The organism is Pseudomonas guariconensis, assembly GCF_024127895.1.
Classification (GTDB): Bacteria; Pseudomonadota; Gammaproteobacteria; order Pseudomonadales; family Pseudomonadaceae; genus Aquipseudomonas; species Aquipseudomonas guariconensis_B.
On sequence record NZ_JAMYBK010000019.1, the window covers coordinates 40,685 to 56,959 of the forward strand.

At 63.6% G+C, this 16,275-nt stretch carries 17 protein-coding genes; 9 read left to right on the forward strand and 8 right to left on the reverse strand.

Translation table 11 applies throughout. The annotated features are described in order from the left end of the window. Positions 1–4 precede the first annotated feature (4 nt). Positions 5–286: a hypothetical protein gene (locus NJF35_RS18230; RefSeq protein ID WP_253081328.1), complete on the forward strand. Its 282-nt coding sequence runs from the start codon at positions 5–7 to the stop codon at positions 284–286. A 106-nt stretch (positions 287–392) separates the two neighbouring features. After that, positions 393–1,370: a L,D-transpeptidase family protein gene (locus NJF35_RS18235; RefSeq protein ID WP_253081327.1), complete on the forward strand. Its 978-nt coding sequence runs from the start codon at positions 393–395 to the stop codon at positions 1,368–1,370. A 235-nt stretch (positions 1,371–1,605) separates the two neighbouring features. Here NJF35_RS18235 and oprI read toward each other — a convergent pair whose 3' ends face one another. After that, positions 1,606–1,857, reverse strand: coding sequence for an outer membrane lipoprotei OprI (oprI, locus tag NJF35_RS18240; protein WP_003259780.1), 252 nt, complete (start codon positions 1,855–1,857; stop codon positions 1,606–1,608). 505 nt (positions 1,858–2,362) lie between these two features. On the opposite strand from oprI, the gene NJF35_RS18245 reads away from it, so the two are divergent. After that, entirely contained in the window at positions 2,363–2,644 is a 282-nt protein-coding gene (locus tag NJF35_RS18245) for a GNAT family N-acetyltransferase (RefSeq protein ID WP_225790167.1), read from the forward strand. Between the two features lie 70 nt (positions 2,645–2,714). Here NJF35_RS18245 and NJF35_RS18250 read toward each other — a convergent pair whose 3' ends face one another. Both NJF35_RS18250 and NJF35_RS18255 read right to left on the reverse strand, forming a co-directional pair. Then, complete coding sequence (locus NJF35_RS18250; protein WP_225790168.1) at positions 2,715–3,791, reverse strand: 3-deoxy-7-phosphoheptulonate synthase; 1,077 nt, start codon at positions 3,789–3,791, stop codon at positions 2,715–2,717. Between the two features lie 167 nt (positions 3,792–3,958). Then, entirely contained in the window at positions 3,959–4,384 is a 426-nt protein-coding gene (locus NJF35_RS18255) for a PilZ domain-containing protein (RefSeq protein WP_253081326.1), read from the reverse strand. Positions 4,385–4,511: 127 nt separating this feature from the next. Between NJF35_RS18255 and NJF35_RS18260 the strand changes: the two genes are divergently transcribed. The 3 genes from NJF35_RS18260 to cysB all read left to right on the forward strand — a co-directional run bounded on the left by NJF35_RS18260 (position 4,512) and on the right by cysB (position 7,147). Continuing rightward, a complete protein-coding gene (locus tag NJF35_RS18260) occupies positions 4,512–5,453 on the forward strand; it encodes a putative 2-dehydropantoate 2-reductase (protein ID WP_253091353.1) in 942 nt (313 codons plus the stop codon). Positions 5,454–5,548: 95 nt separating this feature from the next. Continuing rightward, the gene (locus tag NJF35_RS18265; protein ID WP_225790171.1) at positions 5,549–6,046 is read left to right on the forward strand and encodes a universal stress protein; all 498 of its coding nucleotides are present in this window, start codon (positions 5,549–5,551) and stop codon (positions 6,044–6,046) included. Positions 6,047–6,172: 126 nt separating this feature from the next. After that, positions 6,173–7,147, forward strand: coding sequence for an HTH-type transcriptional regulator CysB (gene cysB, locus NJF35_RS18270; RefSeq protein WP_225790172.1), 975 nt, complete (start codon positions 6,173–6,175; stop codon positions 7,145–7,147). Between the two features lie 281 nt (positions 7,148–7,428). Here the strand turns inward: cysB and NJF35_RS18275 are convergent, their stop codons facing one another. From NJF35_RS18275 to NJF35_RS18295, 5 genes are all read right to left on the reverse strand, one after another. After that, complete coding sequence (locus NJF35_RS18275; RefSeq protein WP_253091354.1) at positions 7,429–8,163, reverse strand: phosphoadenylyl-sulfate reductase; 735 nt, start codon at positions 8,161–8,163, stop codon at positions 7,429–7,431. Between the two features lie 193 nt (positions 8,164–8,356). Next, on the reverse strand, positions 8,357–9,700 hold the full coding sequence (gene pabB, locus NJF35_RS18280; protein WP_253081778.1) for an aminodeoxychorismate synthase component I: 1,344 nt from the start codon (positions 9,698–9,700) through the stop codon (positions 8,357–8,359). Between the two features lie 179 nt (positions 9,701–9,879). Further along, the gene (locus NJF35_RS18285; protein ID WP_225790175.1) at positions 9,880–10,860 is read right to left on the reverse strand and encodes an alpha-L-glutamate ligase-like protein; all 981 of its coding nucleotides are present in this window, start codon (positions 10,858–10,860) and stop codon (positions 9,880–9,882) included. After that, on the reverse strand, positions 10,860–12,392 hold the full coding sequence (locus tag NJF35_RS18290; RefSeq protein ID WP_253081779.1) for an inactive transglutaminase family protein: 1,533 nt from the start codon (positions 12,390–12,392) through the stop codon (positions 10,860–10,862). The genes NJF35_RS18285 and NJF35_RS18290 overlap by 1 nt, the downstream gene beginning before the upstream one ends. Before the next feature lie 5 nt (positions 12,393–12,397). Beyond that, positions 12,398–12,934 carry an ATP-dependent zinc protease gene (locus tag NJF35_RS18295; RefSeq protein ID WP_225790177.1) on the reverse strand — a complete coding sequence of 179 codons (537 nt, stop codon included), beginning with the start codon at positions 12,932–12,934 and terminating at the stop codon, positions 12,398–12,400. Between the two features lie 297 nt (positions 12,935–13,231). Here NJF35_RS18295 and NJF35_RS18300 point away from each other — a divergent pair, with 297 nt between their 5' ends. From NJF35_RS18300 to prpC, 3 genes are all read left to right on the forward strand, one after another. Beyond that, on the forward strand, positions 13,232–13,948 hold the full coding sequence (locus NJF35_RS18300; protein WP_225790178.1) for a GntR family transcriptional regulator: 717 nt from the start codon (positions 13,232–13,234) through the stop codon (positions 13,946–13,948). Further along, complete coding sequence (prpB, locus tag NJF35_RS18305; protein WP_225790179.1) at positions 13,945–14,835, forward strand: methylisocitrate lyase; 891 nt, start codon at positions 13,945–13,947, stop codon at positions 14,833–14,835. Before NJF35_RS18300 ends, prpB begins: the two co-directional genes overlap by 4 nt. Positions 14,836–15,000: 165 nt before the next feature. After that, positions 15,001–16,128 carry a 2-methylcitrate synthase gene (gene prpC / locus NJF35_RS18310; protein ID WP_225790180.1) on the forward strand — a complete coding sequence of 376 codons (1,128 nt, stop codon included), beginning with the start codon at positions 15,001–15,003 and terminating at the stop codon, positions 16,126–16,128. The last annotated feature ends 147 nt before the right edge of the window (positions 16,129–16,275 follow it).

Consider the following 16,275-nt stretch of genomic DNA (forward strand, 5'->3'; position numbering starts at 1 on the left):
CCCGATGCCGCGCCCCGCCTGGTCCTTGTATGCCTATCAACTGATCGAGCCCGATGAGCAGCTCGACCTGTTCGCCTGCCAGGAGGTTCGCGTTCACCTGGTGGCCCGCCAGCTCGAGCTTGGCGCGCCCGCCGACCGCACCCTGTGCGGCGGCCTGCTGCCGGCCCAGCCGCGCTGGTCGATGGTCGAGCGCAGCATCTACCGCGATGGCCGCCTGTGCCCGCTGTGCCGGGCGATCCTCGACGCCCAGCGGCGTGGCACGCGTCCGGTGTGGCCGGAACTCTGAGCGCCTTTCATCATCTGAAACGCTTGCCCATGGTCGATGCCTCCCGCTTGTATCGGGGTGGGTGTACAATCGACCCTCTTGACCCATCTTTCGAAGGATTTACCGGATGTTGCCGCGCCTTCCCGCCGTCACCCGTAGCCTGTCCCTGGCCGCCCTGCTGGTAGCGGGCCCTGCCGTTGCGCTGGAACTGCCGTTGCCACCACCCGGTGAGGACATCGTCGGCCAGGTCCAGGTGATCAAGGCCAAGTACGAGGACACCTTCGCCGACATCGGCACCGCCAATGACCTCGGCTACCTGGAGATGATCGCCGCCAACCCGGGCATCGACCCGTGGCTGCCGGGCGCCGGCAGCGAGATCATCCTGCCGACCCGCTACATCCTGCCGCCGGGCCCGCGCGAGGGGATCGTCATCAACCTGGCCGAGTACCGCATGTACTACTACCCGAAAGGGCAGAACGTGGTGCACACCTACCCGTTGGGCATCGGTCGCGAAGGCTGGGGTTCGCCGATCGCCAACACCAGGATCACCGCCAAGACACCGAACCCGACCTGGACGCCGCCGGCCTCGATCCGCGCCGAGCATGCCGCCGATGGCGACATCCTGCCGGCCGTGGTGCCCGCAGGGCCCGACAACCCGCTGGGGCCGTTCAAGTTCACCCTGGGCGTGCCGGGCTACCTGATCCACGGTTCGAACAAGAAGTTCGGCATTGGCATGCGCACCAGCCACGGCTGCTTCCGCATGTTCAACAACAATGTGCTGGAGTTGTCGAAAATGGTGCCGGTGGGGACATCGGTACGCATCATCAACGAGCCCTACAAGTTCGGTATCAGTGGTGGCAAGGTCTACCTGGAAGCCCACACGCCGTTGGACGACCATGGCGATCCGTCGGTGGTGGACAAGCACACCGCGGTCATCAATGCCCTGCTCAAGCGCGAGGACCTGGCCAACAACCTGCGCATGAACTGGGACATGGTGCGCGATGTGGTGGCCGCTGAAGACGGCATGCCGGTGGAAATCGCCGTGCCGGTCAATGCCGACGTTAGCGCGCCGATGGTGTCGAGCATTCCGCCTGAGTTGCAGTAAGCACGCTCAAGGTGTTTTGAACTAACACGCCATCGAGCTTTGCAGCCTCTCGCGGCACAAGGCCGCTCCCACAGGTGCAGCGCTGACTTACAGAACAGTGCCGTACCTGTGGGAGCGGCCTTGTCGCGAAAGGAGCACGTAGCGGCCCCAGCAGTTTCTTGCCGGTCGCTTTTGCCGCGGCAATAAAAAAGCCGACCCACTAGTGGGTCGGCTCCATAACAATCCGTGAGGATTATTACTTGCGGCTGGCTTTGTCCAGCATGCGCAGAGCGCGCTCATTGGCTTCGTCAGCGGTTTGCTGAGCTTTCTGAGCGGCAGCCAGAGCGTCGTCAGCCTTACGGTAGGCTTCGTCAGCACGGGCTTGGGCGCGAGCTGCTGCGTCTTCGGTAGCAGTCAGGCGAGCTTCGGTTTCTTTGGATACGCTGCTGCAACCGGTAGCCAGAACTGCGGCCAGAGCCAGAGCAGAGAATTTCAGAACGTTGTTCATCGTGTTCCCCTTCAAGGACTTTCTATTAAATAGCCATCTCTCGGAAAAGAGAAACTGGCCGGCGTACATAGTACCCATTACTTGTAGTAAGTAAACTGACTGAGCGCAAGAACTGCAAAAAAAATGTTGCCAGCCCTGGCAAGCGACATGGGTTGTAGGGCATTTTTGAAACTCGTGCAGAGGGTTTCGCAAGCGATTGTAGAACAGGAACTTTTTGTTGAACTAAAGGTGACTTTAACGGTCGGCTGGCGTCATAGCCCTGGAACATCCGGCGGCTGTTCCGAGTGCCCGGCACAGGGGGGCAAGGTGGGGCTTGCGTATTTTTACCGGCGGGCACCTTGAGCAATCCCGCTTGTGGCGCCTACTATTTGTAGGGTGCCGCGCCGCAGAACGAACCAGATCGCCCTGCGGTCCAATCGGGCACCGGGTGGCGTAGAGGTTCCTCCGCCGGATAAAATCATCGGTCAAGGTAAGGGTCTGCCGAGAAGACCTGCGAGGAGTAGTGATGAGCGAAGCGCTGACCATCCATCATGACCAGGCCGGTCATCAGTTCGAGACCAACGTGGACGGTCATCGTGCCTACCTGACGTACATGGACCTGGGTAAACAGACGCTGGACATCTACCGCACCTTCGTGCCCAATGCCCTGCGTGGCCGCGGCATTGCCGCCGCCCTGACCGAACGGGCCCTGGAGTATGCCGAGCAGATGGGGTACACGGTCATTCCCTCGTGCTCCTATGTCGAACGCTACATGGAGCGCCAGCAGCGCCAGTCGAGCAAGGTCTGATTTCTGGCGAGCGATCGCCGCACACGAAAACGCCGGGCAATGCCCGGCGTTTTCGTGCCTGCCCTGGCCCTCAGCCGCGCTGGCGCTGGGGCAGGACATCCTTGAGCTTGGCGCGCATGCTGCGCAGGGCCTTCTCGGTGGCGCTCCAGTCGATGCAGGCATCGGTGACGGACACGCCGTACTGCAGGTCGTCCAAGTTCTTCGGAATGGCCTGGCAGCCCCAGTTCAGGTGGCTTTCGACCATCAGGCCGATGATCGACTGGTTGCCCTCGAGGATCTGGTTGGCCACGTTCTCCATGACCAGCGGCTGCAGGGCCGGATCCTTGTTGGAATTGGCGTGGCTGCAATCGACCATGATGTTGGCCTTGATCTTGGCCTTGGCCAGGTCCTGCTCGCACAGGGCGACGCTGACCGAGTCGTAGTTCGGCTTGCCGTTGCCGCCGCGCAGCACCACGTGACCGTAGGCGTTGCCCTTGGTGGTGACGATGGACACGCCGCCTTCCTGGTTGATGCCGAGGAAGCGGTGGGGCTTGGAGACCGACTGCAGGGCATTGATGGCGACGGTCAGGCCACCGTCGGTGCCGTTCTTGAAGCCCACCGCCGAGGACAGGCCGGAAGCCATTTCCCGGTGGGTCTGGGATTCGGTGGTACGGGCGCCGATGGCCGACCAACTGATCAGGTCCTGCAGGTATTGCGGGGAGATCGGGTCGAGCGCCTCGGTGGCGGTCGGCAGGCCCATCTCGGCCAGGTCCAGCAGCAGCTTGCGGCCGATGTGCAGGCCATCCTGGATTTTGAACGAGTCGTCCAGGTATGGGTCGTTGATCAGGCCTTTCCAGCCGACGGTGGTGCGCGGCTTCTCGAAGTACACGCGCATCACCAGGTACAGGGTGTCGGACACTTCTTCGGCCAGGGCCTTGAGGCGCTCGGCATATTCGTGGGCGGCCTTGATGTCGTGGATGGAGCAGGGGCCGACCACGACGAACAGGCGATGGTCCTTGCCGTCGAGGATATTGCGCACCACTTCGCGGCCGGCAGTCACGGTCTGCAGGGCCTTGGCGCTCAGGGGGAGTTCCTTCTTGAGCTGATCGGGGGTGATCAAGGTCTCGTTGGAAGCAACGTTAAGGTCGTCGATCGGTAAATCAGCCATCGTGTTACTCGTCAGGTCACGGGTGCCGGCCGCCAGCAATCCCCGTGCGGCCCAGCAGCAAGATTGTTCGCAACGGGGAGCCGAACCTTAGCGCGTTACAGGGGGCTCGACAATGGGCTGGCCCCCGTCGGCGCGGGGTTTTTACCGGATGGCTGGTTTTTTCCGCCTCAGGTGGCGTGCAGGTTCGCCTCGGAGAAGGCTTCGGCGTGCAGGCCGACCCATTGTGCGGCCAACGCCTGGGCAGCATTGCTGTCGAGGTCGGGCTGCTGATGTTGCAGGCAGTAGTGGCGAATCTGGCAGACCTGCTCGCCCATGCGAGCGCCGAACAGTGCCTGGGCATCGGTGAAGGCAATGCCCACCCGGTAGCCTTCGTCGAGTTTCTGACACCAGGCGATATAACCAGGATAGCGGGCCTCGCTGCCCAGGGAGGGAATTGCGACTTCCACCGCCATGCCGCGCCGGTAGGCGCGCAACTGCTTGCAAGCGATGCCGCCCAGGCCCAGTGTATGCAGGTGGCGGCGGAACAGGCTGGGGAATGGACGCAGGGTCAATTCGACCGGAATGTCTTCGGGATGAGGCAGGTATCCACACATGGCCGACTCCGTGCCGGTTATTTGACCTTCTTCGCTCCAGTATAGTGAAAGATCGAAAACCGGCTGATTTACGTGTAAAAAAACCGGACGACGAGCATAGGTATTTTCGACAAGGGGCAGGGTGAGCATGCGCAATGCACGGATCGGCATCATCGGCAGTGGTGCCATTGGCGGCTTCTATGGGGTGATGCTGGCACGCGCCGGCTTCGATGTGCATTTTCTGTTGCGCAGCGAGTATGCCGCCGTACGCGACCAGGGCCTGGTGGTGGAGAGTGCGGTGCACGGCCAGGTGCGGATGAAGGTGCAGGCTTATGCCGCGGCTGCCGACCTGCCACCGTGCGACTGGCTGCTGGTGGGCGCCAAGGCCACCAGCAATGCCGAACTGGCACCGCTGATCGTCCAGGCCGCGGCGCCGGGCGCCAAGGTGGTCTTGCTGCAGAACGGCCTGGGGGTGGAAGCGCAGTTGCGCCCGGACTTGCGCTCGGACATGCACCTGCTGGGCGGGTTGTGCTTCATTTGCGTCAATCGCCAGGCGCCTGGAGTGATTCGCCACCAGGCGCTGGGCGCGGTCAACCTGGGGTATCACAGCAGCCCGGCCGAGGACGCGGGGGCGGCCATTGTCGCCGAGGGCGCCGCTTTGTTCCAGGCGGCCGGTATCGACTCCCAGGCCATGGATGACCTCGACCTGGCGCGCTGGCAGAAACTGGTATGGAACGTACCCTACAACGGCCTTTCGGTGCTCCTGCAGGCCAGTACGACCCCACTGATGAGCGACCCGCACAGCCGTGAGCTGATCCAGGCGCTGATGGCCGAGGTGATGCAGGGCGCGCAGGCCTGTGGTCATGTGCTGGCGCAAGGGTATGCCGAGCACTTGTTGCGCATCACCGAGCAGATGCCCGACTACTGGCCGAGCATGTACCACGACCATGCCCTGGGGCGTGCGCTGGAGTTGCAGGCGATCTATGCCGAGCCGCTGGCCCGGGCGCGAGCGGCCGGATGCCAACTGCCGCGCATGGAGATGCTGTACCAGGCACTGACCTTCCTCGACCGGCGCAATCGCCCGGCCTGAAGGGCGCGGCGGCAGCGCGCCGGACGGCACGGCGGCCGTTCGCGGCGCTGCTAAGCTGAACCTTGCTCTGCCTTAGCGGCAGTCGAGGAGGTCGAATGATCCATTCCATGCTGTATGCCACCGACCTCGGTGTATACGCGCCCTTCGTCATGCAACACGCCCTGGCCCTGGCGCGCACCTTCAATGCAGAGCTGTACGTGATTCACGCGGTGGAGCCCATGGGGCAGTTCGCCGAATCCTTGCTGCAGAGCTACCTCGACGAACAGACCCTGGACGAACTGCACAGCCAGGGCGTCAACACGGTGCTGGCCAATATCGAGCAGCGGGTACTGGAGAACTTTCGCGACGAACTGGGCGAGGAGGCCGACCTGGCCGTGATCCGGGCGGTCAGGGTGCGCCAGGGCGACCCGGCTCAGGTCATTCTCGAGCAGGCCCAGCGCCTGAGTGTCGACCTGCTGATCTTCGGCAGCCACAGCCAGGGGGCGGGGGTGGACGTGCCGATCGGCCGTACCGCGGTGCGGCTGTTGCAGCTGTCGCCGGTGCCGGTCTACATGGTGCCGTTGGCCCAACATTTGGGGCGTAGGAAAGCGTGAGGCTGGCAGTAAGTCATTTCCGGGCATGTAACAAAATAGTTCTAGATTTATTTCCAGAACCACTAATATAGTTATATCTCGTCGCTGCCAGCTGCCGGTGACCTACCGCTGATCCGAGGGATACCTATGAAGCTTCAACAACTGCGCTACATCTGGGAAGTGGCGCACCATGACCTCAACGTCTCCGCGACAGCGCAGAGCCTCTACACCTCCCAACCCGGGATCAGCAAGCAGATCCGCCTGCTCGAGGACGAACTGGGTGTCGAGGTCTTCGCCCGCAGTGGCAAGCACCTGACCCGCGTCACCCCTGCAGGCGAGCGCATCATCAATACCGCTGGCGAGATCCTGCGCAAGGTCGAGAGCATCAAGCAGATCGCCCAGGAATTCTCCAACGAGAAGAAGGGCACCCTGTCGATCGCCACCACCCACACCCAGGCGCGCTATGCGCTGCCACCGGTGATCAGCAGCTTCATCAAGCAGTACCCGGAAGTCGCCCTGCACATGCACCAGGGCTCGCCCATGCAGATCGCCGAGATGGCCGCCGACGGCACCGTCGATTTCGCCATCGCCACCGAGGCGCTGGAGCTGTTCGGCGACCTGATCATGATGCCGTGCTACAAGTGGAACCGCTGCGTGGTCGTGCCCCAGGGCCACCCGCTGACCAAGCTGCCGAAGCTGACCCTCGAAGCGGTCGCCGAGTATCCGATCGTCACCTATGTATTCGGTTTCACTGGCCGTTCCAAGCTGGACGAGGCCTTCAATCATCGCGGCCTGACGCCGAAAGTAGTGTTCACCGCCGCCGACGCCGACGTGATCAAGACCTATGTGCGCCTGGGGTTGGGCGTGGGCATCGTGGCCAAGATGGCGGTCGATCCCAAGCTCGACAGCGACCTGGTGTGCCTGGATGCCAGCGAACTGTTCGAAGCCAGCATCACCAAGATCGGCTTCCGTCGTGGCACCTTCCTGCGCGGCTTCATGTGCGATTTCATCGAGAAGTTCGCCCCGCACCTGACCCGCGAAGTGATGGCCAAGGCCATCCAGTGCCATAACAAGCAGGAGCTCGAGGAGCTGTTCGCGGGCGTCGAGTTGCCGGTGCACTGACAACAGCGGCAAGCTACAAGAGAAAAGCAGCCTGTGCCCCAATGTCGGTCAGTTAAGCGGCGCTTTGTCATTTTTGCGGCTACCTTGCAGCCCATCGCCGGCAAGCCGGCTCCCACAGGGACCGCGGCGACCACACATGATGCGGTTTGCACGGACGGTGTGGGAGCCGGCTTGCCGGCGATGGGGCGCGAAGCGGCCCCAAATGACAACTGAAAGTCTTAACTGACCGGCATTAGCCTGTGCCCGGTCTGCTTTTCTTGTGGCTTGAAGCTGGGCCCGCTTCAGGCCTTGCTGATCAGGTTGCCCGCGTGCAGGCCGCATTCCTTCTGGGTCGACTCTTCCCACCACCAGCGGCCTTCGCGCTCGTGCTGGTTGGGTAGTACAGGACGGGTGCAGGGTTCGCAGCCGATGCTGATGAAGCCGCGCTCGTGCAGGCTGTTGTAGGGCAGCTCGAGCATGCGGATGTAACCCCAGACTTCCTCGCTGGTCATCTGCGCCAGCGGATTGAACTTGTACAGGGTACGTTCAGGGGTGGAGAACGCCGTGTCGATCTCCAGCGCGGCCACCTGGCTGCGGGTGCCCGGACTCTGGTCGCGGCGCTGGCCGGTGGCCCAGGCGCGCACGGTGGCCAGCTTGCGGCGCAGCGGCTCGATCTTGCGGATGCCGCAGCACTCGCCATGGCCATCCTTGTAGAAACTGAACAGGCCCTTTTCCTTGACGAACGGTTCGAGCTTGGCATGATCCGGGCTGAGGATCTCGATCGGCAGGTTGTACTGTTCGCGGACCTGGTCGATGAAGCGATAGGTTTCCGGGTGCAGGCGGCCGGTGTCGAGGCTGAATACCTTGACCTGCTTGTTCAGCTTCCAGGCCATGTCCACCAGTACCACGTCCTCGGCACCGCTGAAGGAAATCCACAAGTCGTCGCCGAAGTGCTCGAAGGCGAGCTTGAGGATGTCCTGTGGGGACTTGCTGGCATAGGTCGCGGCGAGGGTGGCGACGTCGAAGGGTTGGCTCATCAGGCGGTTTCCATCGTGTGTATGGCGCTGTGCGCTCGTAATAGGGCGATGGTAACAAAAAATGGCGGGGTAGACGCCCTGCGATGGTGAGTGGATGCCAGGGTGTCGCCTGTGTAGGTCAATCAAGATGCTCGGCTGCCATCTTGGGGCGCAAGGCAGCCCTGGGGCTTGCCCGCGTAAAGGGCGGCGCCAGTCACAAGCCTTGCAGCGTCTGCATCAATACCCGCACCTTGGCGATGGACTCCTCGTATTCGGCCTGCCAGTCGGAGTCGGCCACCACTGCGCCGCCTCCCCAGCAACTGACCTGGCCATCCTTGACCAACAGGCTGCGGATGGCGATGGAGCTGTCCATTTCGCCGCGTACATCCACATACAGCAGCGAGCCGCAATACAGCGCCCGGCGCGCTGGCTCCAGTTCGTCGATGATCTGCATGGCGCGGATCTTCGGAGCGCCGGTGATCGAGCCACCGGGGAAGCTGTCGCCGATCAGGTCCAGCGCGTCCTTGCCGCTGGCCAGGCGCCCGGTGATGCTGCTGACCAGGTGATGGACGTTGGGGTAGCTCTCCAGGCTGAACAGCTCAGGTACCTTGACCGAGCCGATCTCGCAGGTACGCCCCAGGTCGTTGCGCAGCAGGTCGACGATCATCAGGTTTTCCGAGCGGTCCTTGGGGCTCTCCTGTAGCTCGGCGGCGTTGCGGGCATCTTCCTGCGGGTCGCTGGAGCGGGGGCGGGTGCCCTTGATCGGGCGGGTTTCCACCTGGCCCTGGCTGACCTGGATGAAGCGCTCCGGTGAGAAGCTCAGCAGGGCACTGCCGTCGGCCAACTGCTGGTAGCCGGAGAAGGGCGTCGGGCAGGCCTTGCGCAGAGCCTGGTAGGCCCGCCACGGGTCGCCCTGGCAGGGCGCGCGGAAGCGTTGGGTCAGGTTGATCTGGTAGCAGTCACCGGCCTGGATGTACTGCTGGACCTTGTCGAAGGCTGCCCGGTATTGCTCGGGCTGCAGGTCGCCGCGCATGGGGGCGAGCAGTTGGAAGTCACCGGGCTCACAGGCTTCGGGCATTTCGAACAGGTGGACCAGGCGCTCCCGCTCGCGGGCGTCCAGGCTTGGGTGGAAGACCAGTTGGCTGGTGCGTAGCCGATGGTCGCTGACCAGGGCCCAGGCATACAGGCCGAGTTGTGCATCGGGCAGGCCGAGATCGTCCCGCGCCAGGCTCGGCAGGTGCTCCAGGCGCCGGCCGAAGTCGTAGCTCAGGTAGCCGATCAGGCCGCCGGCGAAGGGCAGTTCGATGCCTTCGGGCAGTGTCGCTCGGCCCAACTGCGTCAGGGCGTTGCGCAGGCGTTGCAGGTAGGCCCGACCTTCTTCCCCGGCTTGAGCCTGCAGGTGTTGCAGCGGCCAGGCGCTGAGCAGGTCGAAGCGGCCGCGCTCGGCACCTGGGCGGGCGCTGTCGAGCAGGATTGCCCCGGGGGCCTGGCGCAGGCGGGCGAAGTAGGTGGCCGGGTCGGGCTGGTAGGGCAGGGCGTGGAGCGTACAGGTCGGCATGCGAGTGGGTGGCGATGACAAAGCGAGGAGGGCGATTGTAGTCGCCTGGGGGAGGGGCGGCCAGCTCTGGCTGCGACAGCTATTCGGCTTCCATTTAGAGCGAGCGCTTTCGTGATCGTCGCGCTAGCCTCTCGCGTTGACAAATGACTGGGGCCGCTTCGCGGCCCCGATACGGCGGATCACTGCGGATGAACGTGCCCGAACAACCCCTGGGACACACGCACCCGCTGCTCGGCATCTTCCGTGACGCCGTCCTTGGCCAACGCCTCCAGGTGCGCCTCGATGGCATGGGTGCGCTGGGTCAGGCCGCAGTCGTTGGCGATCTGGATGTTCAGGCCCGGGCGGGCGTTGAGCTCGAGGATCAACGGGCCCTTGTCCTGGTCCAGGACCATGTCCACCCCGATGTAGCCCAGGCCACACAGCTCGTAGCAGTTGGCCGCGAGCTTCATGAAGCCGTCCCAGTTCGGCAACTGCACGCCATCCACCGCGTTGGTGGTGTCCGGGTGCTTGCTGATGATCTTGTTCAGCCAGGTGCCGCGCAGGGTGACACCGGTGGCCAGGTCCACGCCCACGCCGATGGCGCCTTGGTGCAGGTTGGCCTTGCCGCCCGACTGACGGGTCGGCAGGCGCAGCATGGCCATCACCGGGTAGCCCATCAGCACGATGATGCGGATGTCCGGCACGCCTTCGTAGCTGATGCTCTTGAAGATCTGGTCCGGGGTCACCCGGTACTCGATCAGCGCGCGGTCGCGATGCCCACCGAGCGAATACAGGCCGGTGAGGATGCTGGAGATCTGGTGCTCGATCTCGCCGTGGCTGATGATCTTGCCCGACACCGTGCGATAGCGGTCCTCGAAGCGGTCGGCGATGACCATGATGCCGTCACCGCCGGCGCCCTGGGCCGGCTTGATGACGAAATCGTTGCGCCCGCCGATGATCTGGTCGAGCTTTTCGATCTGCTTCTCGGTCTCGATGATGCCGTACATCTCCGGCACATGGATGCCAGCCTCGAGCGCACGCTCCTTGGTGATGATCTTGTCGTCGACGATCGGGTACAGGTGGCGCTTGTTGTACTTCAGGACGTAGTCCGCGTTGCGCCGGTTGATACCCATGATGCCCCGGGCCTCCAGGGCTTTCCAGGTCTTGATCAGTCCGAACATCAGGCGTCAGCCTTCACGAAAGCCTTGAAGCGAACGAGCTCGGTCAGGCGGTAGCCGCGGTAACGGCCCATCGCCAGCATGAAGCCCACCAGAACCAGCAGTACGGCCGGGAAGGTGAAGACGAAGTACACCAGCTCCGGCACCATCATCAGCAGGTGCGCCAGGGAGGCGGCGAACAGGGTGCCGATGGCCACCTTCATGGCATGGCCGCCGCCACGTTCCTCCCAGGTGATCGACAGGCGCTCGATGGTCATGGTCAGGATCACCATCGGGAACAGTGCCACCGACAGGCCGCGCTCCAGGCCCAGCTTGTGGCTGAACAGGCTGATGGCGGCGATCAGCACCACGACGAAGGTCAGCACCACCGACAGGCGCGGCAGCATCTGCAGCTTCAGGTGCTCGAGGTAGGAACGTAGCGACAGGCCCAGGGCGGTGATCACAGTGAACAGGATGATGCCGAAGCCCAACTGGGTCTCGCGGAAGGCCAGGGCGATCAGCACCGGGGTGAAGGTACCCAGGGTCTGGATGCCGATCAGGTTGCGCAGCACCAGGATCACCAGCACGCCGATCGGGATCATCACCATGATCATGAAGGTCTGCTGGGTCTGCAGCGGCAGGCCGTACAGGGAATACTCGAGGAAGTCGGCGTCGGTGTTCTCGTCGGTCAGCTTGGCCAGGCGGATGGCGTTCATCTCGCTGTTGTTCATGCTGAAGGTGACGTTGGCCTTGCGGCCGCCATCGACGGTGACCAGGTTCTCGTCGCCGACCCACCACAGCAGGCGGTCGTTGGGCAGGCCCTGCTCGCCGGTGTCGGGGTTGAAGTACAGCCAGTCGTTGCCGTTGAAGCTGCGCAGCCACAGCTCGGGGCTCTGCGGGGTATCGGCGACCAGGCGGATGGTGTGCACCTTCTCCATCGGCACGTGGGCGATCGACAGCAGCAGGTCGATGACCTTGGCCTTGTTCAGGGCCGAGGTATCGCCGCCCAGCAGCAGCTTGACGTTGTCGTCGTTGAGGTTGTTGACCCGCTTGATGGTCTCGCTGACGAAGGTCTCGACGTCGGCCGAGTGCTGGCGGATCGGCGCCATCAACGCCTCGGCGGCGATCTTCTCGGGGCCCTCGACGGCCAGGCTGTCACGGAAGGTCGGGCCCTTGACCGTGGTCTTCTCGTTGCTGTAGCGCTTGGTCAGCACCAGGCGGTAGTAGAGGGTCTGGTTGCCGCTGGCGCGGCGCGCCGACCAGGTCACCTTGCGGTTGCCGTCGACACGGTTGACGCTCACCCCGTAGTTGTTGGAGATGAAGCTCTCGTTGAGGCTGACGTAGTCGCGGTTCAGCGGCGGCACGAACATCTGAACCTTGACCGGGTCCTTGGGGTTGGCGATGAACTCGACCTTGGCGTCGATGTTCCACAAATCGTCGGTCTCGTCCTCGGTGACCGGGATGCCGAGAATGAAGATCTGGTAGGCCGTGACCAGCACGCCCAGGAGCACCAGGACGGTGATCAGGACTTTCAGGTGGAGGGTAAGAGAGCGCATCGGGATTACTCTGCTTTGGGAGCTTCGGTGGCACAGGCAGGTTTGCCGGCCGCGTATTTAAGGCTTGGGTCGACCAGCGCGTCGAAGTGCTTGAGCGCCTCGGAACCGATCAGCAGCGGGAACTGGAAGGCGCTGCGGTCGGTGAGGTTGACTTCGATGGTGCGCTGCGCGCGGCCCATGCAGATGTTCAGTTCGATGACCGGGCGGGCCGTGTAGGCCTTGCCTTCGTCGGGATTGTAGTCGCCGGCGCGCCGCTTGATCTTGCTGACCCGCGCCAGCGGGCGCTCGATCGGGTGCGAGTGGGCGGCATCGATGGCCAGGTAGAAGCGTACCCAGCTTTCGCCATCGCGCTTGAAGCGCTTGATGTCGCGGGCACTGAGGGAGGCGGTCTTGGCGCCGGTGTCGAGCTTGGCCGCCACTTCCAGGTCGAGGTCGGAAAGACGGGCATATTCGTTCAGGCCATACACGGTCTTTTCCGCCGCCGGGACGTGGGCCGGCAGCAGGGCGAGGCAGAACAGCAGTGAAACGGGTGTGAGTCTCATAAATCCTGGCGCGGTGCTGTGCGGGGTTCGGGGCAAGGCGACTGGCAAGTACTGCGCAAGCATCCTCGTTCATCTGTCAACAGCATGAAACGATGACAGGCACACTATATCCATCCTCCCTTGGGAAGCGCGGCATTCTATCACGCCAACGTCTCGACGCCAGCGCGCCGCGTTCTGACAGCATTTGCAGCCGTTAAGTTCGTTCTTAGACGATTGTCGACAATGTTGATTTTGTCTTTGACGTATCGCCTATGTTTAGCTAGCTTTGGCGCTAGTGAAATACAAGGTGTCGACAATATGCTGGACTCAACCCAGGCTTCCCTGGCCCTCCCGGATGAAACGGAAACCCTCTCGGAGCACGTTTTCCGACGCATCCAGGCAGCGATCGTCAAGGGCGAGATCGCGCCGGGCAGCAAGATCTCCGAGCCTGAGCTGGCGCGTACCTATGGCATCAGCCGCGGCCCGCTGCGCGAGGCCATCCACCGCCTGGAGGGGCAGCGCCTGCTGGTGCGCGTGCCCCATGTCGGTGCCCGGGTGGTGTCGCTCAGCCACGCCGAGCTGATCGAGCTGTACGAGATCCGCGAGTCCCTCGAAGGCATGGCCTGCCGCCTGGCCGCCGAGCGCATGAGCCAGGCCGAGATCGACGAACTGCGCCGGGTGCTCGACACCCACGAGCGCGACGCCACCTTCCAGGCCGGCCTTGGCTACTACCAGCAGGAAGGCGACTTCGACTTCCATTACCGGATCATCCAGGGCAGCGGCAACCAGACCCTGGTCAAGATGCTCTGCGGCGAGCTGTACCAGCTGGTGCGCATGTACCGCATCCAGTTTTCCGCCACGCCCAACCGCCCGCACCAGGCCTTCGCCGAGCACCATCGCATCCTCGATGCCATCGAAGGCCGCGACGGCGAACTGGCCGAACTCCTGATGCGCCGGCACATCGGCGCATCCAAGCGCAACATCGAGCGTCACTACCAAGGCGCCGACAACAATAGCCCACGAGGTGAGTCATGACTTTGAAGAGCACGCCCGGCCAGCGTTTCCGTGACGCGGTCGCTGCCGAACATCCGTTGCAGGTGGTCGGGACCATCAATGCCAACCACGCCCTGCTGGCCAAGCGCGCCGGCTTCAAGGCCATCTACCTGTCCGGCGGCGGTGTCGCCGCCGGCTCCCTGGGCCTGCCGGACCTGGGCATCAGCGGCCTGGACGACGTGCTGACCGACGTGCGCCGCATCACCGATGTCTGCGACCTGCCGCTGCTGGTGGATGTCGATACCGGCTTCGGCGCCTCGGCCTTCAACGTGGCCCGCACCGTGCGTTCGATGATCAAGTTCGGCGCCGCCGCCCTGCACATCGAGGACCAGGTCGGCGCCAAGCGCTGCGGCCACCGGCCGAACAAGGAGATCGTCTCCCAGCAGGAGATGGTCGACCGCATCAAGGCCGCGGTGGACGCCCGCACCGACGACAGTTTCGTGATCATGGCGCGTACCGACGCCCTGGCCGTGGAAGGCCTGAACGCCGCCCTGGACCGCGCCGCCGCCTGCATCGAGGCCGGTGCCGACATGATTTTCCCGGAAGCGATCACTGAACTGTCGATGTACAAGACCTTCGCCGACCGGGTGAAGGCGCCGATCCTGGCCAACATCACCGAGTTCGGTGCCACGCCGCTGTACACCACCGAGGAACTGGCGTCGGTCGATGTCTCCCTGGTGCTGTACCCACTGTCGGCGTTCCGTGCCATGAACAAGGCCGCCGAGAACGTCTACACCGCGCTGCGCCGCGACGGCACGCAGAAGAACGTCATCGACACCATGCAGACGCGCATGGAGCTCTACGATGCCATCGGCTACCACGCCTTCGAGCAGAGCCTCGATGCGTTGTTCGCCCAGAAGAAAGCCTGAGCCAGCGCCGGCCTCGTCGCTGGTCGGCCAGCCTCCACAGGGCGCGCAAGTTGCAAAGGGTGCGCTGTACTTGTGGACGCCGGCTTGCCGGCGATGGGGCGGTACAGATATGTCGGATTAGCCTGTAAGACTTCACATAACAAGTTCAAGAAAGGAGAACACACCATGGCCGAAGCAAAAGTACTCAGTGGCGCAGGCCTGCGTGGCCAGGTGGCCGGGCAGACCGCCTTGTCGACCGTCGGCCAGGCCGGTGCCGGCCTGACCTACCGTGGTTACGATGTGCGTGACCTGGCGGCCGCTGCCGAATTCGAGGAAGTCGCCTACCTGCTGCTGTACGGCGAACTGCCGAGCAAGGCGGAACTTGCCGACTACAAGCGCAAGCTCAAGGGGCTGCGCGACTTGCCGCAAACCCTCAAGGAAGTGCTCGAGCGTATCCCGCGCGACGCCCACCCGATGGACGTGATGCGTACCGGCTGCTCGGTACTGGGTACCCTGGAACCGGAACTGACCTTCGAAGCCCAGCGCGAGAAGACCGATCGGCTGCTGGCGGTGTTCCCGGCGATCATGTGCTACTGGTACCGCTTCTCCCACCATGGCGTGCGCATCGACTGCACCAGCGACGAGGACACCCTTGGCGGTCACTTCCTGCACCTGCTGCACGGCAAGCAGCCGAGCCCGCTGCACGTCAAGGTGATGAACGTCTCGCTGATCCTCTACGCCGAGCACGAGTTCAACGCCTCGACCTTCACCGCCCGGGTCTGCGCCTCGACCCTGTCGGACCTGTACTCCTGCGTCACCGCCGCCATCGGCACGCTACGCGGCCCGCTGCACGGGGGCGCCAACGAAGCGGCGATGGAACTGATCGAGCGCTTCCAGAGCCCGCAGGAGGCGGTCGCCGAGCTGCTCAAGATGCTCGAGCGCAAGGACAAGATCATGGGCTTCGGCCATGCCATCTACAAGGAGTCCGACCCGCGTAACGAGGTGATCAAGGGCTGGTCCCGGCAGCTTGCCGACGAGGTGGGCGACAAGGTGCTGTACCCGGTCTCCGAAGCCATCGACAAGACCATGTGGGAGCAGAAGCGCCTGTTCCCCAACGCCGACTTCTACCATGCCTCGGCGTACCACTTCATGGGCATCCCGACCAAGCTGTTCACCCCGATCTTCGTCTGCTCGCGCCTGACCGGCTGGGCGGCGCACGTCTTCGAGCAACGCGCCAACAACCGCATCATCCGCCCAAGCGCCGAGTACATCGGTGTCGAACAGCGCCAGTTCGTGCCGATCGAGCAGCGCTGAATAGAAATAGAGAGGCAACCCGTTTCCCCTGTGGGAGCGGGCTTGCCCGCGAATGCGCCCGACCGGCCTACCCATGTGCGCCTGCTGACGCATTCGCGGGCAAGCCCGCTCCCACAGGGCCGGTGGAGCCTTCCGAATCCTGTGACC